The organism is Enterobacter ludwigii, from assembly GCF_001750725.1.
GTDB classification, from domain to species: domain Bacteria; phylum Pseudomonadota; class Gammaproteobacteria; order Enterobacterales; family Enterobacteriaceae; genus Enterobacter; species Enterobacter ludwigii.
This window is the reverse complement of sequence record NZ_CP017279.1, coordinates 2,405,720-2,431,169: the sequence shown is the minus strand read 5'-3', so window position 1 is coordinate 2,431,169 and position 25,450 is coordinate 2,405,720. Positions and strand designations below refer to the sequence as shown.

At 54.1% G+C, this 25,450-nt stretch carries 21 protein-coding genes; 13 read left to right on the top strand and 8 right to left on the bottom strand.

The window, feature by feature from the left end; translation table 11 throughout:
- Positions 1-37 precede the first annotated feature (37 nt).
- The gene (locus BH714_RS11425; protein ID WP_040017996.1) at positions 38-1,084 is read right to left on the bottom strand and encodes a YeiH family protein; all 1,047 of its coding nucleotides are present in this window, start codon (positions 1,082-1,084) and stop codon (positions 38-40) included.
- Positions 1,085-1,182: 98 nt separating this feature from the next.
- On the opposite strand from BH714_RS11425, the gene yieE reads away from it, so the two are divergent.
- Together yieE and BH714_RS11415 are read left to right on the top strand one after the other, a co-directional pair.
- Positions 1,183-2,049 (top strand): DNA-binding transcriptional regulator YeiE, encoded by an 867-nt coding sequence (gene yieE / locus BH714_RS11420; protein ID WP_014170915.1) that lies wholly within the window; start codon positions 1,183-1,185, stop codon positions 2,047-2,049.
- A gap of 171 nt (positions 2,050-2,220) precedes the next feature.
- Positions 2,221-3,690: an amino acid permease gene (locus BH714_RS11415; protein WP_020883191.1), complete on the top strand. Its 1,470-nt coding sequence runs from the start codon at positions 2,221-2,223 to the stop codon at positions 3,688-3,690.
- Positions 3,691-3,743: 53 nt separating this feature from the next.
- On the opposite strand, the gene BH714_RS11410 is transcribed toward BH714_RS11415, so the two are convergent.
- The gene (locus BH714_RS11410) at positions 3,744-5,729 is read right to left on the bottom strand and encodes a ligand-gated channel protein (protein WP_040017994.1); all 1,986 of its coding nucleotides are present in this window, start codon (positions 5,727-5,729) and stop codon (positions 3,744-3,746) included.
- Positions 5,730-5,978: 249 nt separating this feature from the next.
- The gene (gene fghA / locus BH714_RS11405; protein ID WP_014170912.1) at positions 5,979-6,815 is read right to left on the bottom strand and encodes an S-formylglutathione hydrolase; all 837 of its coding nucleotides are present in this window, start codon (positions 6,813-6,815) and stop codon (positions 5,979-5,981) included.
- A 138-nt stretch (positions 6,816-6,953) separates the two neighbouring features.
- Here fghA and BH714_RS11400 point away from each other — a divergent pair, with 138 nt between their 5' ends.
- From BH714_RS11400 to mglC, 7 genes are all read left to right on the top strand, one after another.
- Complete coding sequence (locus BH714_RS11400) at positions 6,954-8,102, top strand: YbfB/YjiJ family MFS transporter (RefSeq protein ID WP_040017993.1); 1,149 nt, start codon at positions 6,954-6,956, stop codon at positions 8,100-8,102.
- A gap of 102 nt (positions 8,103-8,204) precedes the next feature.
- Positions 8,205-8,873 carry a GTP cyclohydrolase I FolE gene (folE, locus tag BH714_RS11395; protein ID WP_020883194.1) on the top strand — a complete coding sequence of 223 codons (669 nt, stop codon included), beginning with the start codon at positions 8,205-8,207 and terminating at the stop codon, positions 8,871-8,873.
- An 18-nt stretch (positions 8,874-8,891) separates the two neighbouring features.
- The gene (gene yeiB, locus BH714_RS11390; RefSeq protein WP_014170909.1) at positions 8,892-10,049 is read left to right on the top strand and encodes a DUF418 domain-containing protein YeiB; all 1,158 of its coding nucleotides are present in this window, start codon (positions 8,892-8,894) and stop codon (positions 10,047-10,049) included.
- 155 nt (positions 10,050-10,204) lie between these two features.
- A complete protein-coding gene (galS, locus tag BH714_RS11385) occupies positions 10,205-11,227 on the top strand; it encodes an HTH-type transcriptional regulator GalS (RefSeq protein WP_020883196.1) in 1,023 nt (340 codons plus the stop codon).
- Positions 11,228-11,522: 295 nt separating this feature from the next.
- Positions 11,523-12,521 (top strand): galactose/glucose ABC transporter substrate-binding protein MglB, encoded by a 999-nt coding sequence (gene mglB / locus BH714_RS11380; protein ID WP_014170907.1) that lies wholly within the window; start codon positions 11,523-11,525, stop codon positions 12,519-12,521.
- Positions 12,522-12,600: 79 nt separating this feature from the next.
- Positions 12,601-14,121 carry a galactose/methyl galactoside ABC transporter ATP-binding protein MglA gene (gene mglA / locus BH714_RS11375; RefSeq protein ID WP_020883197.1) on the top strand — a complete coding sequence of 507 codons (1,521 nt, stop codon included), beginning with the start codon at positions 12,601-12,603 and terminating at the stop codon, positions 14,119-14,121.
- A 15-nt stretch (positions 14,122-14,136) separates the two neighbouring features.
- Complete coding sequence (gene mglC, locus BH714_RS11370; protein WP_014170905.1) at positions 14,137-15,147, top strand: galactose/methyl galactoside ABC transporter permease MglC; 1,011 nt, start codon at positions 14,137-14,139, stop codon at positions 15,145-15,147.
- 49 nt (positions 15,148-15,196) lie between these two features.
- On the opposite strand, the gene BH714_RS11365 is transcribed toward mglC, so the two are convergent.
- The 5 genes from BH714_RS11365 to BH714_RS11345 form a co-directional block, all read right to left on the bottom strand.
- Positions 15,197-16,585 carry a glutamine synthetase family protein gene (locus tag BH714_RS11365; RefSeq protein WP_040017992.1) on the bottom strand — a complete coding sequence of 463 codons (1,389 nt, stop codon included), beginning with the start codon at positions 16,583-16,585 and terminating at the stop codon, positions 15,197-15,199.
- 121 nt (positions 16,586-16,706) lie between these two features.
- Positions 16,707-17,426 carry an outer membrane permeability protein SanA gene (sanA, locus tag BH714_RS11360; protein WP_014170903.1) on the bottom strand — a complete coding sequence of 240 codons (720 nt, stop codon included), beginning with the start codon at positions 17,424-17,426 and terminating at the stop codon, positions 16,707-16,709.
- 127 nt (positions 17,427-17,553) lie between these two features.
- On the bottom strand, positions 17,554-18,438 hold the full coding sequence (gene cdd, locus BH714_RS11355) for a cytidine deaminase (protein ID WP_020883200.1): 885 nt from the start codon (positions 18,436-18,438) through the stop codon (positions 17,554-17,556).
- A gap of 129 nt (positions 18,439-18,567) precedes the next feature.
- Entirely contained in the window at positions 18,568-19,263 is a 696-nt protein-coding gene (locus BH714_RS11350) for a CidB/LrgB family autolysis modulator (protein WP_014170901.1), read from the bottom strand.
- Entirely contained in the window at positions 19,260-19,658 is a 399-nt protein-coding gene (locus tag BH714_RS11345; protein ID WP_020883202.1) for a CidA/LrgA family protein, read from the bottom strand. The genes BH714_RS11350 and BH714_RS11345 overlap by 4 nt, the downstream gene beginning before the upstream one ends.
- A 194-nt stretch (positions 19,659-19,852) precedes the next feature.
- Between BH714_RS11345 and dusC the strand changes: the two genes are divergently transcribed.
- The 4 genes from dusC to bglF all read left to right on the top strand — a co-directional run bounded on the left by dusC (position 19,853) and on the right by bglF (position 25,444).
- Positions 19,853-20,785, top strand: a complete 933-nt coding sequence (gene dusC / locus BH714_RS11340; protein WP_040017989.1) for a tRNA dihydrouridine(16) synthase DusC — start codon at positions 19,853-19,855, stop codon at positions 20,783-20,785.
- 313 nt (positions 20,786-21,098) lie between these two features.
- Positions 21,099-22,454, top strand: coding sequence for a carbohydrate porin (locus BH714_RS11335; protein WP_040017988.1), 1,356 nt, complete (start codon positions 21,099-21,101; stop codon positions 22,452-22,454).
- 166 nt (positions 22,455-22,620) lie between these two features.
- Positions 22,621-23,454 (top strand): BglG family transcription antiterminator LicT, encoded by an 834-nt coding sequence (gene licT / locus BH714_RS11330; protein WP_014170897.1) that lies wholly within the window; start codon positions 22,621-22,623, stop codon positions 23,452-23,454.
- 136 nt (positions 23,455-23,590) lie between these two features.
- The gene (gene bglF / locus BH714_RS11325; RefSeq protein WP_040017986.1) at positions 23,591-25,444 is read left to right on the top strand and encodes a PTS beta-glucoside transporter subunit IIABC; all 1,854 of its coding nucleotides are present in this window, start codon (positions 23,591-23,593) and stop codon (positions 25,442-25,444) included.
- Positions 25,445-25,450: the final 6 nt, after the last annotated feature.

Sequence of the window (25,450 nt, the reverse complement as noted above, 5' to 3'; positions counted from 1 at the left end):
GTATGATAGCGGGTTAACAGGAGAAGGATGAAGTGGTTTATGCCATCAGGCTATGTACCGCGAGGTTAATCGCACCGCCGCCAACGATCAGCCAGATGAAGAGTACCAGCGCCATCAGCAGCGGTTTTGCACCTGCTTTTTTCAGCGCGCTCACGTGTGTCGTGACCCCGAGCGCCGCCATCGCCATCGCCAGCAGGACGGTATCAAGCGTGACCAGCATATCCACCACGGCTTTCGGCAGCAGGTGGAAGGAGTTAAATACCGCCACCACGATGAAAAGAATCGCAAACCACGGAATGGTGATTTTACTCTTCTGGCTGCTGCCTGCCGGCGCGAGTTGTTTTACGCGAGCGGCCAGGATAATCAGGAACGGAGCCAGCATCATGACGCGCAGCATTTTGGCAATGACCGCGGCATTTTCCGCATCCGGATTAATGGCGTGACCCGCCGCCACCACCTGAGCCACTTCATGCATGGTTGAACCAATATAAATGCCGTAGGTCTCCGGACTAAACCAGTGCGCAACCAGCGGGTACATGGCCGGGTAGAGGAAAATCGCCAGCGTACCGAAAATGACGACGGTCGCGACGGCAACCGTCACTTTGCTGGATTCTGCCTTAACGACAGGTTCGGTTGCCAGTACCGCGGCGGCCCCGCAGATGCTGCTGCCGGCACCAATCAGCCAGCTGGTTTGTTTATCCAGCCCAAACACTTTCTGGCCAATAAAGCAGGCCAGTAAAAAGGTGCTGGTCAGGGTCAGGACGTCAATAGCGATCCCGCTGACGCCGACATCCGCAATCTGTGAAAAGGTCAGGCGGAAGCCGTAAAGGATAATCCCGAGGCGCAGCAGATGCTGTTTGGCGAAAATAACCCCGCCATCACAGGACTTCCAGATATGGGGGTAAACGGTATTTCCCACCACCATGCCGAGCAATATTGCCAGCGTTAAGGCACTAAAACCTGCCCCGGCGACGGCCGGAATGCTGCCGCCCCATAACGCTACGCCAGTTATCACCGCGCTGAGCGCAAGACCCGGCACGAAGTGCCACAATGTACGTTGATGCTGTAAGGTGTGTTCTGACATAACCTTCTCCTTTATCTGGCTAAAAGGTTACGGCGTTGTGGCTTAAAAATAAAATTGATTATATACTTATAATCAATCTATATAAGTGGTAAGTGACCATGCACATTACGTTGCGTCAGCTGGAAGTTTTTGCCGAAGTGCTGAAAAGCGGGTCGACGACGCAGGCCTCGCAAATGCTGGCGTTGTCCCAGTCCGCGGTCAGCGCGGCCCTGACCGATCTGGAAGGGCAACTGGGGGTTCAGCTTTTCGACAGAGTGGGGAAACGGCTGGTCGTCAATGAACATGGCCGCCTGCTGTACCCGCGCGCGCTGGCACTGCTGGAGCAGGCGACTGAAATCGAACAATTGTTCCGCGAAGAGAACGGGGCCATCCGCGTTTACGCCAGCAGTACGATCGGCAATTACATTCTGCCGGAAGTGATTGCCCGCTATCGCCGGGATTTCCCGACCCTGCCGCTGGAGATGAGCGTTGGCAATAGCCAGGATGTCATCAATGCGGTGATCGATTTCCGCGTGGACATCGGTTTGATTGAAGGGCCGTGTCACAACGTCGATATCATTGCTGAACCCTGGCTGGAAGATGAGCTGGTGGTGTTCGCCTCCCCGGCCTCTTCTTTATTACAGGGTGAAGTGACGCTGGAACGGCTGGCTCAGGCGCAGTGGATCCTCCGGGAACAGGGCTCCGGTACCCGTGAAATTGTCGATTACCTGCTGCTCTCCCACCTGCCGCATTTCCGGCTGAGTATGGAGCTGGGCAACTCGGAAGCCATCAAACACGCGGTCCGTCATGGGCTGGGCATCAGCTGTCTCTCCCGGCGGGTGATTGCTGAACAGCTTGAGGCCGGCACGCTGGTCGAAATACCGCTCCCGTTGCCTAAACTGGTGCGCACGTTGTGGTGCATTCATCATCGTCAGAAACACCTTTCCAGCTCGCTGCAGCGTTTTCTGCGCTATTGCGACATGTAAACCCGCAATGCGGATCCTCTCTCCGTTGGGAGAGGGGAGATGCAGATGCGTGCTTTACTTATAATCCTGGCCGAGTCATGAAGCTCTCTTATAACTGAGCATTTCTGCCGGAAGGAACGCGTATCGTCTGCTACAATCGCGCCTCATTTGTTGAAGGGACAGCATTTTCACATGGTTTCAGAAATTAAAACCACAGAAGCGCCCGCGCTACGTCGCGAACTTAAGGCGCGTCACCTGACGATGATCGCTATCGGCGGTTCAATCGGTACAGGTCTTTTTGTTGCCTCTGGCGCAACAATTTCGGCAGCCGGCCCGGGTGGGGCACTTTTCTCTTATATCCTGATTGGCCTGATGGTGTACTTCCTGATGACCAGTCTGGGCGAACTGGCGGCGTACATGCCGGTATCCGGTTCGTTTTCGACCTACGGTCAAAAATACGTTGAAGAAGGCTTCGGCTTCGCGCTGGGCTGGAACTACTGGTACAACTGGGCCGTTACTATCGCCGTTGACCTGGTCGCCGCACAGCTGGTGATGAACTGGTGGTTCCCGGACACGCCAGGTTGGATCTGGAGTGCGCTGTTCCTGGCGGTGATCTTCCTGCTCAACTACATCTCCGTGCGTGGTTTTGGCGAAGCGGAATACTGGTTCTCTTTGATCAAAGTGGCAACCGTCATCATCTTTATCGTCGTCGGTGTGGCGATGATCGTTGGTATTTTCAAAGGCGCTCAACCTGCAGGATGGAGTAACTGGAGCATTGGCGATGCGCCATTTGCGGGTGGATTCTCGGCCATGATTGGCGTGGCGATGATTGTCGGTTTCTCCTTCCAGGGAACCGAGCTGATCGGGATTGCTGCCGGTGAATCCGAGAACCCGGAGAAGAACATTCCACGCGCGGTGCGTCAGGTATTCTGGCGTATCCTGCTGTTCTATGTGTTTGCGATTTTGATTATCAGTCTGATCATTCCTTACACCGATCCAAGCCTGCTGCGCAATGATGTGAAAGACATCAGCGTTAGCCCGTTCACGCTGGTCTTCCAGCATGCCGGTCTGCTCTCCGCCGCGGCGGTGATGAACGCCGTTATCCTGACCGCCGTGCTCTCAGCGGGTAACTCCGGCATGTATGCGTCTACCCGTATGCTCTATACCCTGGCATGCGACGGCAAAGCGCCACGCATCTTTTCTAAGCTGTCCCGTGGCGGCGTACCGCGTAACGCCCTGTATGCCACAACGGTGATTGCCGGTCTGTGCTTCCTGACCTCCATGTTTGGCAACCAGACGGTGTACCTGTGGCTGCTCAATACGTCCGGTATGACGGGCTTTATCGCCTGGCTCGGGATTGCTATCAGCCACTATCGCTTCCGTCGCGGTTACGTTATGCAAGGTCATGACATCAATGACCTGCCGTATCGCTCAGGGTTCTTCCCGCTGGGGCCTATTTTCGCCTTCATTCTGTGCCTGATTATTACGCTGGGACAGAACTATGAAGCGTTCCTTGCGGACCGTATCGACTGGGGTGGTGTAACGGCGACCTACATCGGTATTCCGCTGTTCCTGATAATCTGGTTTGGTTACAAACTGACGAAGGGGACGCGCTTTGTTCGCTACAGTGAAATGGAATTCCCGGGACGCGTAAAACAATAATCGCACTTCCTCTCTTTTAGCCCGCTCGGTTGAGCGGGCTTTTTTATTGGCGATCAGAAGCTGTAGGTCATGCCGACAGTGTAACGGCGGCCATCAAGTACGGTATCGTAAGTCTCGTAATCAATCTGTTTATCCAGCACGTTATACACGCCTGCGGTTACCAGCAGGTTCTTGTTGGCGTTATAACGCAGACCCACATCAACCTGCGTGTAAGACGGGGTGCCCTGTGACATTGAGGTTCGGCTGAGATACTCAGAAGATTTGCCGCGGAAGTTCAGGCGGCTCCAGAAGCCCACATCCTGCGTGGCCTGCCAGTCCAGCGTGGTGTTGAACATATGCTTAGGCATTTTATTCAGCGGCTTACCAGAGAACTGACCGCTCTTCTGCTCGGATTCGGTATAGGTGTAGTTAGCCGTCCAGTTAACATCACGGGTGATTTTCCAGCCGAAGGTGGATTCCACACCGCGCATGTTGGCTTTATCGACGTTGACCCGGTCGCTGACAAAATCGTAGGCATGGCCGCCAATCGTACAGGCAGAGTCGGCACTGCTGTTACAGCGGCGTACTTCAGTGATTTTGTTTTTGAAGTCGGTATTGAACAGCGTAACGCCGGCGTTAAGACTGTCATTGTTATCCCAGAGCAGGGCGATCTCTTCGCTCAGGCTCTTCTCCGGCTTGAGGTCCGGGTTACCCACGATCATGCCATCCAGCCGACCGCCGCCCGTTGCCTGACCCCAGTTGGCGGAGGACTGACGCAGATCCGGTGCACGGTAGCCGGCAGAAACGCCCCCTTTTAACGTCCACTGTTCTGCAAGGTGCCACACCCCATAACCGCGAGGCGTCCAGTTGGTGCCATAGTTCTGGTCTTTATCCATACGCAGACCACCGGTCACCGTGAAGCTATCGGTCATCGCCCACTCATCTTCAGCAAACAGCGCCCAGCTCCAGCGCGTCAGTTTGTTGAGCCCGTCCGCCGCCTCAAGCTGGTTACCGTTGTCACGCAGCTTCTCATAGCGATACTGACCGCCGAGGGTCAGGGTATGGTCGCCGAGGAAGATCTGGTTCTGGTTGTTGAAAGTGGTGTTATACGAACGCATTTTGCGAACCGGGTTATTGGTCTCTTCCTGCTGGATGTAGCTGGTGGTGTTGAAGTCGCTGTAGTAACCGCTGTGGGTAAGGGAATAGGTCGTATGTTCGTAGCGGGTTTCGCTTTTGCTGTTTGGCGTGCAGGTTGTCCCGCGGCAGGTTTCAGTCGCTTTCGACTTGCCCGGCGTGCTGTTTCGGTCCTGAAGTTCGCGGGTAAAATCGAGGTCAAAATCGTTCTGCTCGTCTGGGGTAAAGTTCAGCGTGACCCCGCCGTTACGCATTTTCTGCTCATTGAAACCGTTCAGGATCTGATCTTCCGCGCGACGTGAGAGCAGGCCTGTCACTTTTGCACCGAGCAGTCCGTCAATTAACGGGCCGGAAGCGTAGGCGTTGGTCTGGAAGATATCCCCGGAATCATGGTTCTCCTGGAACGTGGCATCGCCGTGTAACGATCCGGTCCAGGCTTTGGTATTCGAGACTTTTTTGGTAATGATGTTGATTACGCCGCCCATTGCATCTGAGCCATAGAGCGATGACATGGGTCCGCGGATCACTTCGATGCGCTCGATAGACTCCAGCGGTGGTAGCCAGCCTTGCTCAATGCCCGAGTTATCGCTGTTCGGGCGCGTGCTGCGCGTACTGACGCGCTTGCCATTGACCAGGAACAAGGTGTACTGGGACGCCATGCCGCGAATGCTGATATCGCTGCTGCTTCCGCCGCCCGTGACGACGACGCCCGGGACATCTTTTAGCGCATCGGTCACATCGCGGTAAGCCTTGTCTTCAATCTGCTGCTTTGAAATGACGGAGATAGAGGCCGGGGCATTCTGGATTTTTTGCTCAAAACCCGTGGCGGTCACCACCACGGTATCCGGGTCGGCTGCGTGAGCAAGAGGGGAGAGCATGGCGGCGCTGATGGCAACAGCCAGTAACGTAACGCGTGGTATTGTCATTTGAACATTCCATATCAAAAAGAAAAACACTCCATCGGGTAACCCTGAGAACTGTATGTATTTGTCTTGTAAGAACTCTTTGTGATGGAGAAGAGCCTGGAATTGTACAAAAGAATGTGAAATTGTAAACACAAATGATAATCGAAATCATTTGTGTTTTGATGTTGGTTAGTGAAACTGGCTTTTATTCAAAGGGATAGGGTTTTGAGGCCCGGCAGACGGAGCGCCACCGGGCAAGAAGGGAGGAACTTACTTAAACAGATGCGCCGCATGGAAGCGGAGATGATCCTCAATAAATGACGCCATAAAGTAATAGCTGTGGTCATACCCTGGCTGGATACGCAGCGTCAGCGGCCAGTCCTTCTGGCGTGCCGCTTCGGCCAGAACCGCAGGTTGTAGCTGACCGGCGAGGAACTGATCCGCATCGCCCTGATCGATCAGCGTCGGGATGGCGTCCCCCGTGTTGCTGGCCAGCATCAGCGCACAGCTGTCCCACGCCTGCCATTTATCCGTGTCACTGCCCAGGTAATGGGTGAAGGCTTTCTGACCCCATGGCACCTGAGTGGGGTTCACAATCGGGGCGAATGCCGACACGCTGGTGTATTTTCCCGGATTTTTCAGCGCCATTATCAACGCGCCGTGTCCACCCATGGAGTGTCCGCTAATGGCGCAGCGGTCGCTTACCTCAAATTCGGCCTGAACCAGCGCAGGCAGTTCGTCACGAATGTAATCATACATGCGGTAATGACGTGCCCAGGGCTGCTCTGTCGCGTTCAGGTAGAATCCGGCGCCTTTGCCCAGATCGTACCCGGCATCATCGGCAACATCATCGCCACGCGGGCTGGTGTCAGGCATGACCAGTGCGATCCCCAGTTCAGCCGCAATACGCTGCGCGCCCGCTTTGGTGGTGAAGTTTTCGTCGGTACAGGTTAAACCGGACAGCCAGAACAGCACGGGTGGCTTTACGCCCGTTTCAGTTGGCGGCAAAAAAATGCTGAACGTCATGGCACAGTTCAGTACGCTGGAGTCGTGCCGCCAGCGCTGCTGTCGACCTTCAAAACAACGATGCTCTTCGAGCAGTTCCATGCAGGGCTCCTTAATACGAATTGCTATTCACTCGGCCCATAATACAGAGTTTTCATTTACCTGTGAGTAACTTTCACTTTCGCAGGACGGTAAGATGCGGCATCATAAATTAACTTTTCTTTAACAATTGGAGCGGTCATGGCGCTGCGTATCGCGCTCAGTGGGTTTGTGGTTCTGGTGGTAGCGATGGGGATAGGGCGCTTTGCTTTTACCCCTCAGGTGCCGCTAATGATTGCTGCCGGGCAACTCACGCTCACCAGCGCGGGCCTGGTGGCGGCGATGAACTATCTGGGCTATCTGGTGGGAGCATGGGATGCAATGCGTGCGCACCGCTTCGTTGAAACACGCCTCTGGTTGGGTATTTTTGGTGCGGTTGCGCTGACGCTGCTTTCCGCTGCGGCCGATAACGCCGTGGTACATGGCCTGCTGCGCTTTGTGATTGGCTGCATGAGCGGCTGGTCGATGGTGCTGATTGCCGCCTGGACCAACGAGCGGCTGGGACAACTGGGGAAACCGGGTCTCAGCGCCGCGGTATTTGCCGGGCCAGGTGCAGGTATTGCGCTCAGCGGGCTGCTCGCCGTCTATATCCAGGCTAAGGCGCTCTCCGCCGGTGCAGCATGGCAAATCTACGGCGTACTGGCGCTGGTGCTTATCGCGCTGGTGGCCCGGTATCTGCCGCGTGCGGGTCAACTTCACCGGCCGGGCAGCGCACCGGAACCGCTCGTCCTGACGAAGAATTTAAAGCGCCTGGTCTGGAGCTACAGCCTGGCCGGGTTTGGCTATATCCTTCCGGCGACCTTTTTATCGCAAATGGCGGCCGTGCGTTTTCCCGGCAGTCTGTTTGCCCAGTTTGTCTGGCCGATATTTGGTATTGCCGCCGTGGCGGGCATTGCGCTCAGCATCGTTTTACGCCACAACTCAACCTCAAACCGCAGGCTGGCTATCGTATTGTGGTTGCAGGGGGCCGGCGTACTGGCAGCCTGGCTGTTGCCGGGGATTGGCGGGTTACTGACCGGCGGCTTGCTCGTTGGGGGCGGGTTCTTGTGTGCCGTTCAGCTCTCTTTACTTTATGGGCGCGAACTGGCACCAGATCACACGCGCTACATGGCGGGACTGCTTACTACCGGTTATGCCGTCGGTCAGTTGATTGGCCCGGTAACGTCGGCGTTGTCGACGTGGCTCACGCACCGACTGGAGCCTGCGCTGGGGCTGGCGGGCGTCGCGCTGTTCATCGGCGGCGCACTGGTCTGGGATCGTCAGGCCGAAAGGCAACAGCAATTGCAATAATTATCGTCGTGAATACTGGATTATGTGCGCCGCCTCACGCACAATGAGCGCACACTTTTGCCACAACGAGGGCAAAAGACGCCACACCTGCAGGAGAAAAGAATGCCATCACTCAGTAAAGAAGCAGCCCTGGTTCACGAAGCTCTGGTTGCGCGTGGTCTTGAAACGCCACTGCGTCCACCCGTTCAGGAACTGGACAATGAAACCCGTAAGCATCTGATTGCTGGGCATATGACCGAGATCATGCAACTGCTGAATCTCGATCTGAGCGACGACAGTCTGATGGAAACGCCGCACCGTATCGCAAAAATGTACGTTGACGAAATTTTCTCCGGCCTGGATTACGCCAATTTCCCGAAAATCACCGTCATTGAAAACAAGATGAAGGTGGATGAGATGGTAACGGTACGTGATATCACGTTAACCAGTACCTGCGAACACCACTTCGTGACCATCGACGGTAAAGCGACCGTGGCTTATATTCCTAAAGATACGGTGATTGGTCTGTCGAAGATCAACCGCATCGTGCAGTTCTTTGCTCAGCGTCCACAGGTGCAGGAGCGTCTGACGCAGCAGATCCTGACCGCGCTGCAAACGCTGCTGGGCACCAATAACGTGGCAGTATCTATCGACGCCGTTCACTACTGTGTGAAAGCGCGCGGCGTGCGTGATGCCACCAGTGCGACCACCACGACGTCGCTGGGCGGTCTGTTTAAATCCAGCCAGAACACCCGCCAGGAGTTTCTGCGCGCCGTGCGTCACCACAACTAATCTGACAGGGCAGGCTACATGGAGCGAAACGTCACGCTCGATTTTGTTCGAGGCGTCGCCATTCTCGGTATCCTGCTGCTTAACATCAGCGCCTTCGGCTTGCCGAAGGCAGCGTATCTCAATCCTGCGTGGTATGGCGACATCACCCGCAGCGATGCCTGGACGTGGGCCATCCTCGATCTCTTTGCCCAGGTCAAATTCCTCACTCTGTTTGCCCTGCTGTTTGGCGCGGGCCTGCAGCTACTGCTCAGGCGCGGCACGCGCTGGATCCAGTCGCGTCTGACGTTGCTGGTGATCCTCGGCTTTATTCACGGGCTGTTCTTCTGGGATGGCGACATTCTTCTCGCCTATGGCTTAGTCGGGCTGATTTGCTGGCGGCTCATTCGCGATGCGCACAGCGTAAAAAGCCTGTTTAACACGGGCGTGATGCTTTACGTCATGGGCCTTGGCGTGCTGTTACTGCTGGGGATAATCTCCGGTGATGCGGCAAACCGTTCATGGATCCCCGATGCCGCCAACCTTCAGTACGAGCAGTACTGGAAGCTGAAAGGAGGCACGGAAGCGATAAGCAACCGTGCGGATATGCTTGGCGATAACCTGCTGGCGCTGGGGGCGCAGTATGGCTGGCAGCTGGCAGGGATGATGCTGATGGGGGCATCACTGATGCGTACCGGCTGGCTGAAAGGGGAGTTTTCCCTTCGCCACTATCGCCTGACGGGAGCCGGGTTAATTCTTCTCGGCGTGCTGATTAATCTGCCGGCCGTGATCATGCAGTGGCATCTGCACTGGAACTACCGCTGGTGTGCGTTTCTGCTTCAGGTCCCGCGCGAGCTGAGCGCGCCCTTCCAGACGATTGGCTATGCGGCACTCATTTACGGCTTCTGGCCACAAATGTGTCGCGCATGGATTGTCAGTGCCATTGCCTGCGTAGGCCGTATGGCCCTCAGCAATTACATTCTGCAGACGCTGATATGCACCACGCTTTTCTATCGGTTTGGCCTGTTTATGAAATTCGACCGGCTTTCGCTGCTGGCGTTTGTTATCCCGGTCTGGATGGTTAACCTGGCGTTTTCTGTTCTCTGGCTACGTTATTTCCGCCAGGGGCCGCTGGAGTGGGTGTGGCGTCAGTTAACTGCACATGCTTCAGGGGTATCATTGAGAAATACATCCAGATAACGATCTGGATCACAATCATTAACAAAACGGATGTAAACGTTTTCATCTGTGTGAGCTTCTTCACGTAGTCCCCTTTCTCTCGCTGCCAAAATAGCCACCTTGCTAAACACAGGGGGTGTCTGTGAGTTGCTGCAATCCTTTGAAGGATGGTGAATATGATCACCATTCGTGACGTCGCCCGTCAGGCGGGTGTTTCTGTGGCTACCGTTTCACGCGTGCTGAACAACAGCGCGCTGGTCAGCCCTGACACCCGCGAAACCGTAATGAAAGCCGTGACCCAGTTGGGTTATCGCCCTAATGCCAATGCGCAGGCGCTTGCCACGCAGGTCAGCGATACCATTGGCGTGGTGGTGATGGATGTCTCTGATGCCTTTTTCGGTGCGCTGGTTAAAGCGGTAGACGTTGTCGCTCAGCAGCATCAGAAATACGTGCTGATTGGCAACAGCTATCACGAGGCTGAAAAAGAGCGTCATGCGATTGAAGTGCTGATCCGCCAGCGTTGTAACGCACTGATTGTGCACTCAAAAGCTTTAAGCGATGACGAGATTTCCGGGTTTATGGAGCAAATCCCGGGCATGGTGCTGATCAACCGTATTGTGCCAGGGTATGCCCACCGCTGCGTCGGGCTGGATAACGTCAGTGGGGCGATGATGGCCACCAAAATGCTCATCAACAACGGGCATCAGCGGATCGGTTTTCTGGCCTCCAGCCATCATATTGAAGATGATGAGCTGCGGCGCGAAGGCTGGCAAAACGCCCTTAAAGAACAGGGTATTACGCCGTCTGAAAGCTGGGTTGGAACCGGAACGCCGGATATGCAGGGCGGGGAGGCGGCGATGGTGGAGTTACTGGGCCGTAATCTGCAGCTGTCTGCCGTGTTTGCCTATAACGATAACATGGCGGCCGGGGCGCTGACTGCGCTGAAGGATAACGGCATTGCGGTGCCACAGCATTTATCGTTGATTGGTTTTGATGATATTCCCATTGCCCGTTACACCGACCCGCAGCTGACCACCGTGCGTTACCCCATTGCCTCTATGGCCAAACTGGCCACTGAGCTGGCGTTACAGGGGGCGGCAGGGCTGCTGGATCCGGGCGCAACACACTGTTTCATGCCGACTTTAGTGCGTCGACATTCTGTCGCTGCCCGGCAAATTGTGGTTCCGATCACTAACTGATTACATCAGCTGATGTAACCGTTTTCAATCTGTGAGTAAATTCACAGTATCTTAACAAGGCGCTGACTATGATGTCAGCGTTTTAGGGGCTGAAACGCTATGTAACAGTGATTAATCACTTTCACCATAGCCAATGTGCCGCAAACAACGAATAAAACGCATTTCTGGAGTGTTACCGAACACGGAAGATAGAAATTTTATAAGTGAACTTCGGCTGTCAGTAACGTTTCATTAACACCTGCCTGCCGATCGTTATTCACAAGAACTACCCTGCATAAAAAAAACCGGAGATACCATGAATAAGAAGGTGTTGACCCTGTCTGCTGTAATGGCAAGCATGCTTTTTGGTGCAGCAGCGCACGCTGCGGATACCCGTATTGGTGTGACCATCTATAAATACGACGACAACTTCATGTCTGTTGTCCGTAAAGCTATCGAGAAAGATGCTAAAGCAGCGCCAGATGTTCAGCTGCTGATGAATGACTCCCAGAACGACCAGTCCAAACAGAACGACCAGATCGACGTTCTGCTGGCAAAAGGCGTGAAGGCACTGGCCATCAACCTGGTTGACCCCGCTGCGGCAGGCACGGTCATTGAAAAAGCGCGCGGCCAGAATGTGCCGATTGTCTTCTTCAACAAAGAACCTTCCCGTAAAGCGCTGGACAGCTATGACAAAGCGTTTTACGTCGGTACTGACTCCAAAGAGTCCGGCATTATTCAGGGCGATCTGATCGCTAAACACTGGGCGGCGAACCCGAACTGGGACCTGAACAAAGACGGCCAGATCCAGTTCGTGCTGCTGAAAGGCGAACCAGGCCATCCGGATGCTGAAGCCCGTACCACTTACGTTATCAAAGAGCTGAATGATAAGGGCCTGAAAACCCAGCAGCTGGCATTAGATACCGCGATGTGGGATACCGCTCAGGCGAAAGATAAGATGGACGCATGGCTGTCCGGCCCGAACGCTAACAAAATCGAAGTGGTAATTGCCAACAACGATGCGATGGCTATGGGGGCGGTAGAAGCGCTGAAAGCGCACAACAAATCAGCCATTCCTGTGTTCGGTGTGGATGCACTGCCAGAAGCTCTGGCCCTGGTGAAATCCGGTGCAATGGCCGGTACCGTGCTGAACGATGCCAACAACCAGGCGAAAGCAACCTTCGATCTGGCGAAAAACCTGGCCGATGGCAAAGGTGCTGCAGACGGTACGACCTGGAAAATTGAAAACAAAATCGTTCGCGTACCTTACGTCGGCGTAGACCAGTCCAACCTGGCTGAGTTTATCGGTAAATAAGTTATTTGAATTGTCTTCACTGGGCGCAACTTGTTGCGCCCTTTTATAACGCGATATGCGAGGCCAACAAGGTATAATTATGGTCAGCACAAATACTCAGTCATCTGGTGAATACTTGTTGGAAATGAGCGCTATCAACAAGTCATTTCCCGGGGTTAAGGCACTCGATAATGTTAATTTAAAAGTTCGTCCTCACTCTATTCACGCATTAATGGGGGAGAACGGCGCAGGTAAATCAACATTATTAAAATGTCTTTTTGGGATCTATCAAAAAGATTCTGGCAGCATTCTTTTTCAGGGGAAAGAGATCGATTTCCATTCAGCAAAAGAAGCACTGGAAAACGGTATCTCAATGGTTCACCAGGAATTAAACCTGGTGCTGCAGCGTTCTGTTATGGATAACATGTGGCTGGGCCGTTATCCGACCAAAGGTGTCTTTGTCGATCAGGATAAAATGTATCGCGACACCAAAGCGATTTTCGATGAACTGGATATTGATATCGATCCGCGCGCCCGCGTGGGAACGTTATCCGTGTCCCAAATGCAGATGATCGAAATTGCCAAAGCGTTCTCCTATGATGCGAAAATCGTCATCATGGACGAACCGACATCGTCATTAACGGAAAAAGAGGTTAACCACCTTTTTACCATTATTCGTAAGCTCAAAGACCGCGGCTGCGGCATTGTTTATATCTCTCACAAAATGGAAGAGATCTTCCAGCTGTGTGATGAGATTACCATCCTGCGCGATGGCCAGTGGATTGCCACCCAGCCTCTCGAAGGGCTGGATATGGACAAGATCATCGCCATGATGGTGGGGCGCTCTCTGAACCAGCGCTTCCCGGACAAAGAGAACAAGCCGGGTGAAGTGATCCTTGAGGTTCGCAATCTCACCTCGCTGCGTCAGCCGTCTATTCGCGACGTCTCTTTTGACCTGCATAAGGGCGAAATTCTCGGTATCGCAGGTCTGGTTGGGGCAAAACGTACTGATATTGTCGAAACCCTGTTCGGTATTCGTGAGAAAGCCGCGGGCACCATCACGCTGCACGGTAAGAAAATCAATAACCACAGCGCTAACGAAGCCATTAATAATGGTTTTGCGCTGGTCACGGAAGAGCGTCGTTCGACCGGTATTTATGCGTATCTGGATATTAACTTTAACTCGTTAATTTCCAATATTCGCAACTATAAAAACAAAGTCGGGCTGCTGGATAACTCCCGCATGAAGAGCGATACCCAGTGGGTGATTGACTCCATGCGCGTCAAAACGCCAGGTCACCGCACGCAAATTGGTTCGCTGTCAGGCGGTAACCAGCAGAAGGTCATTATTGGCCGTTGGTTATTAACCCAGCCAGAAATCCTGATGCTGGATGAACCGACCCGCGGTATTGACGTCGGCGCGAAGTTTGAGATTTATCAGCTGATTGCCGAGCTGGCGAAAAAGAATAAAGGGATCATTATTATTTCTTCCGAAATGCCGGAATTGTTAGGGATCACAGATCGTATTCTGGTTATGAGCAATGGTCTCGTTGCCGGTATTGTTGACACCAAAACGACAACGCAAAACGAAATTTTGCGTCTTGCGTCTTTGCACCTTTAAGATCAGGGGCTCCTCATGAGTGCGTTAAATAAAAAAAGTTTTCTCACTTACCTGAAAGAAGGCGGTATTTACGTTGTTCTTTTAGTACTGCTGGCTATCATCATTTTCCAGGACCCTACGTTCTTAAGCCTGTTGAACCTCAGTAACATCCTGACCCAGTCCTCCGTGCGTATTATTATCGCGCTGGGCGTGGCGGGACTTATCGTGACGCAGGGGACTGACCTGTCAGCGGGACGTCAGGTTGGCCTCGCGGCGGTTATCGCGGCAACGCTGCTACAGTCGATGGAAAACGCCAACAAGGTGTTCCCGGAAATGGCGACCATGCCCATTTTCGTGGTGATCCTGATTGTCTGTGCGATCGGCGCAGTGATTGGTCTGATTAACGGCATCATTATCGCTTACCTGAACGTGACGCCATTTATCACCACCTTAGGTACGATGATCATCGTTTACGGTATCAACTCCCTGTACTACGACTTCGTGGGGGCGTCGCCAATCTCTGGCTTCGACAGCGGGTTCTCGACCTTTACGCAAGGGTTTATCGCGCTGGGCAGTTTCCGCCTGTCGTACATTACCTTCTACGCCCTGATTGCCGTCGCTTTTGTCTGGATCCTGTGGAACAAAACCCGCTTCGGTAAAAACATCTTCGCTATCGGCGGTAACCCGGAAGCGGCGAAAGTGTCCGGCGTCAACGTTGCCCTGAACCTGCTGATGATCTACGCCCTGTCAGGTGTGTTCTACGCCTTTGGTGGGATGCTGGAAGCGGGCCGTATCGGCTCTGCAACGAACAACCTGGGCTTCATGTACGAACTGGATGCAATCGCAGCCTGTGTGGTCGGCGGCGTCTCCTTTAGCGGCGGCGTGGGTACCGTGTTCGGCGTGGTAACCGGTGTCATCATCTTCACCGTAATCAACTACGGTCTGACCTACATCGGCGTGAACCCGTACTGGCAGTACATCATCAAAGGCGGCATCATCATCTTTGCGGTCGCCCTGGATTCACTCAAATACGCGCGTAAAAAATAATCGCCTCTGGCATTACCTGGCCCGCTCACCGAGCGGGCTTTTTTGTGCTTCATGCCAGACTCGACTCCTCCCGGGTGACGATGCTCTCGAACCAGTCGAGCTCAGAGAGCTTGCAGGCAACCCACTGTTGAGAAAAAGCCTCTCCCAGGCTGTCGGTGAGATACTGACAGCGTGCAAATGTCTCAATCGCCTCCTGCTGAAACAGCGGCAGATCCGGCCCGTCCTGCTGAGGTTCAGGTAAATCCTGCTCGTCAAAATTTTCCAGCCCGTACAGCATTCCGCTCAGAAGCGTTGCCGCCACCAGATACGGGTTAGCATCAGCCCCGGCCAGCCGGTACTCAATACGCCGGTTATGGTCATCGGAGCAGGGAATACGCAGCGCGGCGGAGCGGGTGTTATAGCCCCAGGAGTTAAATAGCGGTTCCGTGAGGTTTTTACGCAGGCGGCGGAATGCGTTAACGCCAGGGGCGAGAATGGCGATGGAGGCGGGCATCAGCGCCAGCTGGCCAGCGATGCAGAGGCGCATCATGCTGTTCAGCGCTTCCACCGGTGACGCGAATACGTTTTCGCCATGAATATCGTTCAGGCTGAAATGAAAGTGCAAACCGCTGCCGGACTGCTGGCTGAACGGTTTGGCCATAAAGCTGGCCTGCAGACCCTGTTTCTCCGCAACGTAGCGGGTCAGGCGTCGCAGGGCCAGTACGTTATCGCAGACTTCAACGACGCGATGGCTATGCTTCAGGTTTAACTCGAACTGGCCAGATTCGGCTTCGGCCACGATCCCGGTCAGGGGGATACGCTGCAGGTGCGCCAGCTGCTCCAGCTCGTCAAACAGTGCCGCGTGTGCCGTTGAGGTATCCATATGAAAGCAGCCCTGATTTTGTGGATCCTGCGTGCCGCGCCCGGTCAGGTAAAACTCAATTTCCGGGGCAATCACCGGGAAGAGCCCATGCTGATGGAAACGAGCCAGAACGTTTTGCAATATCACCCTTGGCTCAAGCGGGCACGGTTTGCCGTCGCTCTCTTTCATGGTCAGCAGGATCTGCGCGTTATGCTGAGGGTCTTGCGAACAGGGGCGCAGGGAACCGCCGACGGGAACGCAGAGCCGGTCGGGCTCATCATCAAGCGGGGCGGCTATTTTGCCTTTATGGTCCATGGAGTAGACGGAGAGGGGGAAGTAACAGCCTTTTTCCAGATTCAGCATGCTTTCCACCGAGAGCCGCTTGCCGCGCATAATGCCATTGATATCGTTCAGGTAAACGTCAATATGTTTTGTCTGCGGGTAACGTTCCAGGTAATCCGCCACTTCCAGCGAGACGTTGTGTTGCATGGCATCAAGTTTGTCATCAAGCCAGAGGCCAGCATTGAGTGCCGTCGGGAGTGATAAACCCGGGAAGTTAAAATAAGGGCGGATATTTTTCAGGAAAAACGCATTCATTATTGAGTTCATAGTCATTCTTCAATGAAGCCGTAGCGGCAGTGAACTCAGCTTAAAAGGGGCGGCGTAAAGGCGGGATAAAAAGCGTTACGCCCGGTATAAAGAAAGTATAAAGGCGAGGCTATTTTTTCTCTTTTTTCTGCATATCAAGCAGTTGTTCTGGCGTGACGGCCGGGTAGCCCTGCGCATCTTCCGGCACTTCATGCATCGCCGGAATGGGTACCAGCGGACCTAAAAAGCGCGGTTCACGTTTGAAGATGTACAGATCGGCCAGAGCGCCAAAACGCGCGCCAAACTCACGTACGCGGACGCTCAGCATATCTTTAGGCGACGGCACGGCGTAGCACTGCGCCTGGATACCCATATGCAGTGCGATAAACAGCGCCCGTTCGCAGTGGAAGCGTTGGGTGATGATGATGAAATCGTTGGTATCGAAAACCTTGCGCGTACGCACGATGGAATCCAGAGTGCGGAACCCGGCGTAGTCGAGCACGATATCGGCCGGATCGACGCCAGCGGCAATCAGGTCTTTGCGCATGGTGACCGGTTCGTTATAGCTTTGCAGCGCATTATCGCCGCTCAGCAGCAGGTAATTCACTTTGCCGCTGTTATACGCGTTCAGCGCGCCCTGAATGCGGTAACGGTAATACTGATTAATCACCCCGGTGCGGTAATACTTGGCGGTACCCAGCACAACGCCGACCTGACGATAGGGCAGGTCCTGCAGGTCGTCAAAGATATACGGAGCCGTTTTCCAGCTCATCCAGCGATCAAGACCCAGCACGATCAACAGCAGTATGCCGACCAGGACAGACAGGCTGTAAAAAGCGCGCTTTAACATGCAGATGGCTCGTACCGAAGGTGAAATTTAACTCAGGCTACTTTACCCGCCTGGTTAGCGCAAGAAACAGCGAATCAACTGAGGGGTTTTTCAGCAAAGCGGCGGGCATTTCTGCCCGCCGGAGGCATTACGCAAGCAAAACACGGTCAATAGTTGAGCAGCCGAGCGCTTTCAGCGTTGCGGCGGTGGCATCCCACTGGATCAACGGCGCGTCGGCTTTCTCTGCCAGAATAGCGCGCTGAATGTCCGGGTAGTCATAGCCATTGAGGCTCAGCAAATTCAGGGCGCCCTGAAGCGGTGGCAGCGTCGGGTTAAAGGCGGCGTTTTCGGCATAGCTGCCGGTGAAGATGCGACCATCACGACACTGCAGCGCCACACCGCTTGGGGAGTGACTGTATGGCGTGTGGCTCTTGTTCGCCGCACGAATCGCGGCTTCGCTCAGCGCATCGCCGGAAAGGGCAAAACCGTGATCCTGTTCATCCATCAGCAGCGTTTTGATGTCGAGATCTTTCGGACCAAACGCGTCAGGCAAGTAATCCCCGAGGGTATGCGGCGCACGGCCTGGCAGATTGATGCGTAACTCCAGCCCGCTGTTCAGCTCGTTCATGAACTGGCGGCAGTGGCCGCAAGGGGTGTAGTTAACGGTAATGGCGCTCAGCGCTTGTTCACCGCGCAGCCAGGCGTGGCTGATGGCGCTTTGTTCCGCGTGAACGGTCTGCTGCATGGTCGCGCCCAGGAACTCCATGTTGCCACCGAAGTACCAGGTTCCGCTTACGCCGCGTGCAATCGCACCGACGTTGAAATGAGAGAGGTCGGCGCGGGCGCAGGCTGCCGCCAGCGGCAGCAACGCGAAGGCCAGCGCGTCGTCGTCCAGCCCTGTGGCTTCTTTCAGTGCCGTGACGTGTTCAGCCGTCAGCAGGGCCGGGAAATGCTCATCCGCCAGAATCGGGGCCAGAGCTGATTGCACATTCTCTGCAAGCTGGGCGAAAGCAGCTTGAAAACGTGGATGCATGGCGTTTGCCTCATAAAGGTTAATGGATCGGTAGTTTACGGAGCCGCCGGGGCTTTATATGTGATCCACTTCTCATTATGTATGCAACTTATGAAAACAAAATGAAATTTGCGCGACGCATCGCAAATTTTAACCCATGACCGCCACAATCAGCGGGAAAATAAACGGTGCGAGCAGGGAGGTGATAATCCCGCAGATCACCAGTGCGAGTGAGCTAAACGCCCCTTCCTGATAATCCAGTTCAGCGCAGCGCGCGGTGCCCAGGGCGTGCGACGCGGTACCCATCGCCAGACCTCGTGCCGCTTTGGTGTGGATACGCATCGCATTCAGCAGGGTATGTCCAAAGACCGCGCCGAGGATCCCCACGAATATCACACACATGGCGCTGATGGCCGGAATCCCCCCCAGGCTGCCGCCCACGGCCATCGCAATAGGCGTGGTGACCGACTTAGGCAGAATAGAGGCCGCAATTTGCGGAGAAGCGCCCATCAACAGCGCCACCGAGGTGCCGGTGATCATCGCCACCAGGCTCCCGACAAAACAGATGGTAATGATGGATTTCCAGCGGGCGCGGATCTGGTGCAATTGCTCATATAAAGGAAAGGCCAGCGCCACCACGGCGGGCTGCAGAAGGTCATTCAAAATTTTGCTGCCGGCAAAGTAGCGTTCATAAGGAATGCCGGTGAGAAGCAGGAACGGGATAATCACCACCATCGCCACTAGCAGCGGATTAAGTAACGGCATTTTGAAACGTGCGGCGAGTTTGCGTGCGGCGAAGAATACTGCCAGCGTTAACGGCAGCGACCACCAGATATTGGCCATCATTGTTTTGTTCCTTTCTGCCCAACCACTTTACGTTCGCCATGCACCAGATGCGAACTCCAGCTTACTACCAGGAAAACCACCAACGTACTGACCGCGCAGGAGACCACAATGGGTCCGAACTGCGCCTGGAGCAAATCAAAATACTGCATAACCCCGACGCCGATAGGCACGAACAGCAGCGCCATATAGCGAATAAGGACAAAGCAGCCAGGGTTAACCCATCTGGCAGGCAGAATTTGCAATGCCAGCAAAACAAAGAGGATCAACATTCCGATGATGCTGCCGGGAATGGTGATGGGAAGCAGGGATGCGATAAAGATTCCGGCATACAGGCAGGCGTAAATCAGGACGAATGCGCGAAGATATTGCCAGATAATGTTCAATGATTTTCTCATGGTGAAAGTCCTTGATGAAACGAATTCATCATACAATTAAACCTAAAAATGTGCCACGGATCACATCATGAATTTTGAGCATACCAGACATTCCGAAATGGAACGTCTGGTATAACCTCACCGGGTTAACCGCCGGGCTTTCCTCATGCCGGGAGAGCGGCTACTATAGCGCGTCTTTTTTCACAGGTACTGCTATGCGTGTTTTACTGGCCCCAATGGAAGGCGTGCTCGACTCCCTCGTGCGCGAGCTTCTGACCGAGGTGAACGACTACGATCTCTGCGTAACGGAGTTTTTGCGCGTGGTCGATATGTTGTTGCCAGTAAAATCATTCTATCGCCTTTGCCCGGAACTGCATCATCAGAGCCGCACCTCTTCCGGCACGCTGGTGCGCATTCAGCTACTGGGTCAGTATCCCGAATGGCTGGCGGAGAACGCGGCCCGTGCCGTAGAGCTTGGTTCCTTTGGGGTTGACCTCAACTGCGGTTGCCCATCAAAACTGGTGAATGGTAGCGGCGGCGGCGCCACCTTGCTGAAAGATCCGGAGCTGATTTACCGTGGCGCAAAAGCCATGCGTGAGGCTGTACCGTCGCATCTGCCGGTGACGGTAAAGGTGCGTCTGGGATGGGACAGCGACGCGCGGCAATTTGAGATTGCCGATGCCGTGCAGCAGGCCGGGGCCACTGAGCTGGTGGTGCATGGCCGCACCAAAGAAGATGGCTATAAAGCCGAACGTATTAACTGGCAGGCGATTGGCGAGATCCGCAAAAGACTCACCATTCCCGTTATTGCCAACGGCGAAATCTGGGATTACGAAAGCGCGCAGGCGTGCCTGAAAGAGACTGGCTGCGATGCGGTGATGATTGGCCGCGGCGCGCTTAACGTACCAAACCTCAGCCGGGTGATTAAATATAACGAACCACGTATGCCGTGGGCTGATGTGGTCACGCTGCTGAAAAAATACAGCCGCCTCGAAAAACAGGGTGATACCGGGTTATATCACGTCGCGCGAATTAAGCAGTGGCTCAGTTATTTACGCAAAGAGTACAGTGAAGCGCTGGGGTTATTTCAGGAGATCCGCACGCTGCAGACTTCCGCTGATATTGCACGGGTGATTCAGTCCAAATAATAAGCGTTAATTTGCTCACACTTTTTTAAAATATAAAACAAAGCAGGTTTTCAACGTGACGCCACGATGTTAAGGTGCCACTGTATTCAACGCAGGATTGTTACTGGTTAACAGGCAAAACCTAAGCGTTTCACAGCACGTATCGCTGTGGAGCGCTTAGGTTTTTTTTTGCCTGTCATTTACGCAGGAGAGAAATTTGGCTTAACAATTTTTACTGACGTCTTTCACTGAAATGAATAATTAAATCGCGACAGGAAAAGAGAATTTTCCTGCGACGGCTTACGCACTCAATACTCACTCACAGGTTGTTATGATGGCATATAAAAATATACACACTACACTGTGCGCGCTCGCCTTAATAACATTCCCCTCTTTATCAGGGGCACAGGAATGGAATGGAACGGTGTTAGGTTTTGAAGCGCCACCGGACCCTCTCCTGGGCGATATGGGCGGCATCCGCAAGATCATTAACGATAACGGGTTTACTTATAATCTGGGCTATCTGAACGAAATCGCCTGGAACGGAGGTGGCGGCTATAACCATGATTCTCACGTGGCGTATATTGATCAGTTTGCGCTGACCTTTAATCAGGATCTGGAGCGCTGGACAGGCGTGCCGGATGCGCAGATCGAAGGAAATATCGTCAACCGTAATCACAATGACGATCTTACCACCAGGCGTGTCCAGGATCCGCGCGTTAACTTTAACGACCTGACCCAGGAAAGCTGGGGAGGGCAGTCGATTACCCGCCTGGGCTGGCTCACCTTTGCCCGCAGCTTTGACGAGCGGCGTCTGACCTGGCGCATCGGGATGATGAACAAAGTGCAAACCTTTGATCAAATCATTCCGTGTGACTTCCAGTTGCTCTCGCAGTGCGGCGGGAAATCTGCCAACTCACTGACCTGGAACAACTGGAACGTGCATACCTGGGGCTCCACGCTAGCGTATAAAGTAACGCCCACGCTGACCATAAAAGGCGGTGTGATGGAGCAAAACCCGGACGCGTCAAGCCGCAGCCATGCCTGGAGCTGGTCAACAAAGGGCAGCAAAGGAATATTACTCCCGGTTGAAATCGAAGCGCGTCCGCATATCAACGGTCTGCCGGGCGCGTACAATCTGGGCGTAGTGTTTACCAATGCGCCGCAAACCGATCTTTACCGGGGTAAATCCGGTGGGGCGGGTGCGAGCGACCCGGATGGATTTGATAAGCACAACCGCACCTGGTTTATGTATGCCGGGCTAAACCAGCAACTGACCCAACATCAAAATGATCCGAATCGTGGGTTGAGCGCCTCTTTCAGCATGAGTCTTGCCGATCAACGCACGAACTCTATGCACCAGGTATACGCAGCCTCTCTGCGATACCGTGGGTTGTTTGATGCGCGTCCACAAGACTGGATTGGCTTCGGTCTGACCTGGATTGATATGAGCAGCCAGTACGCACGCAACCAACGTTACCTGAACAGCCTGAACGGGACTTCCGATTATAACGATCCGGCATACCATCCTGTGCCGGACCATTCGCTGAACGGTGAGTTCTACTATCGCTTTCGTCCGCTGTCATGGCTGGAGCTACAGCCGGGCATTCAATACTGGCACCATCCTGGTGGGGTTTCCCGCACGCAGGATGCCTGGGTAACTGAGCTGAAAACGGTGGTGACCTTCTGAGATCACCGTCGCAAGTTCGATCTGCGTCACGTTTCTAACTCGTGACATATTGAGGCTACGAATGAAACTGATAGAGTGCCAGAACTGGATTGTTACTGCTTAGGCAGGCAAAACCTGATTTTCTGGCATCTGCCGGAGGTCAGGTTTTTTTGTTTCTGGGGTTCCGATGAAAATCGCCAAAATTCTTAATAATAATGTGGTGGTTGTTCAGGATGAACGCGGATGTGAACAGGTCGTGATGGGGCGTGGGCTGGGGTTCCAGAAACGCGTCGGTGATGAACTGGATACCGCGCTTATTGAAAAGGTGTTTGCATTACAAAGCGATGAGTTGATGCGTCGACTCGGAGAGCTGCTGAGCCAGATCCCGCTTGAGGTGATGACCACCTGTGACTGCATTATTGGGCAGGCAGCGCAGCGGCTGGGGAAACTGCAGGACAGTTTGTATATCACCTTAACGGACCACTGCTACTTTGCGATTGAACGCCAAAAGAAAGGGCTGGCAATCAAAAATGTGCTGCTGTGGGATATTAAACGTCTCTATCCGAAGGAGTTCGAATTAGGGCAGGAGGCGCGGGCCATTATCGCCAAACGCCTGAATGTTGAACTCGAGGAGGATGAAGCCGGGTTTATCGCGCTGCATCTGGTGACGGCGCAACTGAATAGCGAAATGCCGGAAGTGATGCACGTGACGCGGGTGATGCAGGAGATCCTGCAACTGGTGAAGTATCAGCTACAGCTTGAGTATGACGAAGAGTCGCTCAGTTATCAGCGTTTTGTCACCCATCTGAAATTTTTTGCTCAGCGGATGCTTACCCGCACCGTGGTAGAAGATGATGATGTTTCGTTGCATACGGCGGTAAAGGACAATTACGCGAAAGCCTGGAAATGCGCAGAGAAAATCGCGCAGCATCTGAATAAGAGCTATCAGCGTGAGCTGACAACCGAAGAAATTATGTTCCTCGCGATTCATATTGAGCGGGTAAGAAAAGAGGGGCGCTAAGCCTCAACAATGGGATTGTTACTGCATAATGCAGGCAAAACCCGGGTGCGGTCTTTGAAAAAAGACCGTTCTCGGGTTTTTTTATTTTGTACTCAGTCAACAGGTGCCTTCGGGCATCGGATGTAAGGAAATCGAGATGGAATACCAGGCTTTAGCACAGGATATTCTCGGGCACGTTGGCGGGAAAGCGAACATCGTCAGCCTTGTTCACTGCGCCACCCGGCTTCGCTTCAAACTGAAAGAGAATCAAAAAGCGGATGCGGAAGGGTTAAAGAAAAACCCGGGGGTGATCATGGTAGTCGAAAGCGGCGGTCAGTTTCAGGTCGTGATTGGTAACCATGTGCATGATGTGTGGCTGGCGGTACGCAAGGAAGCAGGGCTGACAGATGATACCCCTGTGGTGGACGATAAGATGGAAAAAGGCAACCTGCTGGGCCGTCTGATCGACATCGTTTCCGGGATCTTCACGCCGTTTATTGGCATCCTTGCTGCGTCCGGTATTTTAAAAGGGCTGCTTGCGCTGGCCGTGGTTTGCGGCTGGCTCACGACTGAAAGTGGCACCTATAAAATCTGGTTTGCCGCAAGCGACGCGCTGTTCTTCTTCTTCCCGCTGGTGCTGGGCTATACGGCCGGGAAAAAATTCGGCGGCAACCCGTTTATTACCATGGTGATCGGCGGGGCGCTTACCCATCCGATGATGATCGCCGCCTTTAATGCGAGCCAACAGCCGGGGGCGGTATCGGAAGCCTTTCTTGGTATTCCGGTTACCTGGTTCAACTACAGCACATCGGTGATCCCGATTATTCTCGCTTCGTGGGTAAGCTGCTGGCTGGAAAAGCAGAGCACCAGGTGGCTGCCATCATCGATGAAAAACTTCTTCGCTCCGCTGATCTGTTTAGGCGTTACTGTTCCACTGACGTTCCTGGTCATTGGTCCGCTGGCGACCTGGCTGAGTCAGATACTGGCGAACAGCTATCAGGGGATCTATGTGCTGGCACCGTGGCTGGCGGGGGCGGCAATGGGGGCACTGTGGCAGGTATGCGTAATTTTTGGCCTGCACTGGGGGCTGGTGCCGCTGATGATTAATAACCTGGCGGTACTGGGGCATGACTCGATGCTGCCCATGTTGCTGCCAGCAGTATTTGGTCAGGTGGGTGCGGCGCTGGGCATTTTCCTGCGTACCCACGATGCCCGCCAGAAAATGCTGGCAGGCTCATCCGTCACGGCCGGGATCTTTGGCATCACCGAGCCAGCCGTGTATGGCGTAAACCTGCCGCTGCGCCGTCCGTTTATCTTTGGTTGTGTCGCTGGTGCTATCGGCGGGGCGATTGTCGGCTTCAGCGATACCCACGTTTATTCCTTCGGCTTCGCGAATATCTTTACCATCGCACAAATGATCCCGCCGGGTGGGGTGAATGCCACGCTGTGGGGCGGCGTTATTGGTACGGTGGTTGCGCTGGTACTGAGCTGTGGCCTGACGCTGGTGGCCGGTATGCCGGGGCGCACAATGCCTGATTCTGCAGTGTCGGTCGGGGAAAACGACGTGTTATCCCCGATGACCGGTACCGTTCTGGCGCTCGATCACGTGCCGGATACCACCTTTGCCAGCGGCCTGCTGGGCAGCGGGGTTGCCATTATTCCTTCAGATAACAAAGTGGTTTCCCCTTTTGCTGGCGTTGTAGCTTCGCTTTTCCAGACCAAACACGCCATCGGCCTGCTCAGTGACAACGGTATTGAAGTGTTAATCCACGTAGGTATCGACACCGTGAAGCTCGACGGCAAGCCATTTACCGCTCATGTGAAGGTGGGGGACAAGGTACAGCCGGGGGATCTGCTGCTGGAGTTTGATCGTCAGGCGATTATCGATGCCGGATACGACCTGGCGACCCCGATTATTATCAGTAATAGCGACGAGTACCGCGAAGTGGTGACCGTGGCGGCAACCTCCGTGAATGCGGGAGCACCGTTACTCAGCGTAAACCATCAATAACAGGAG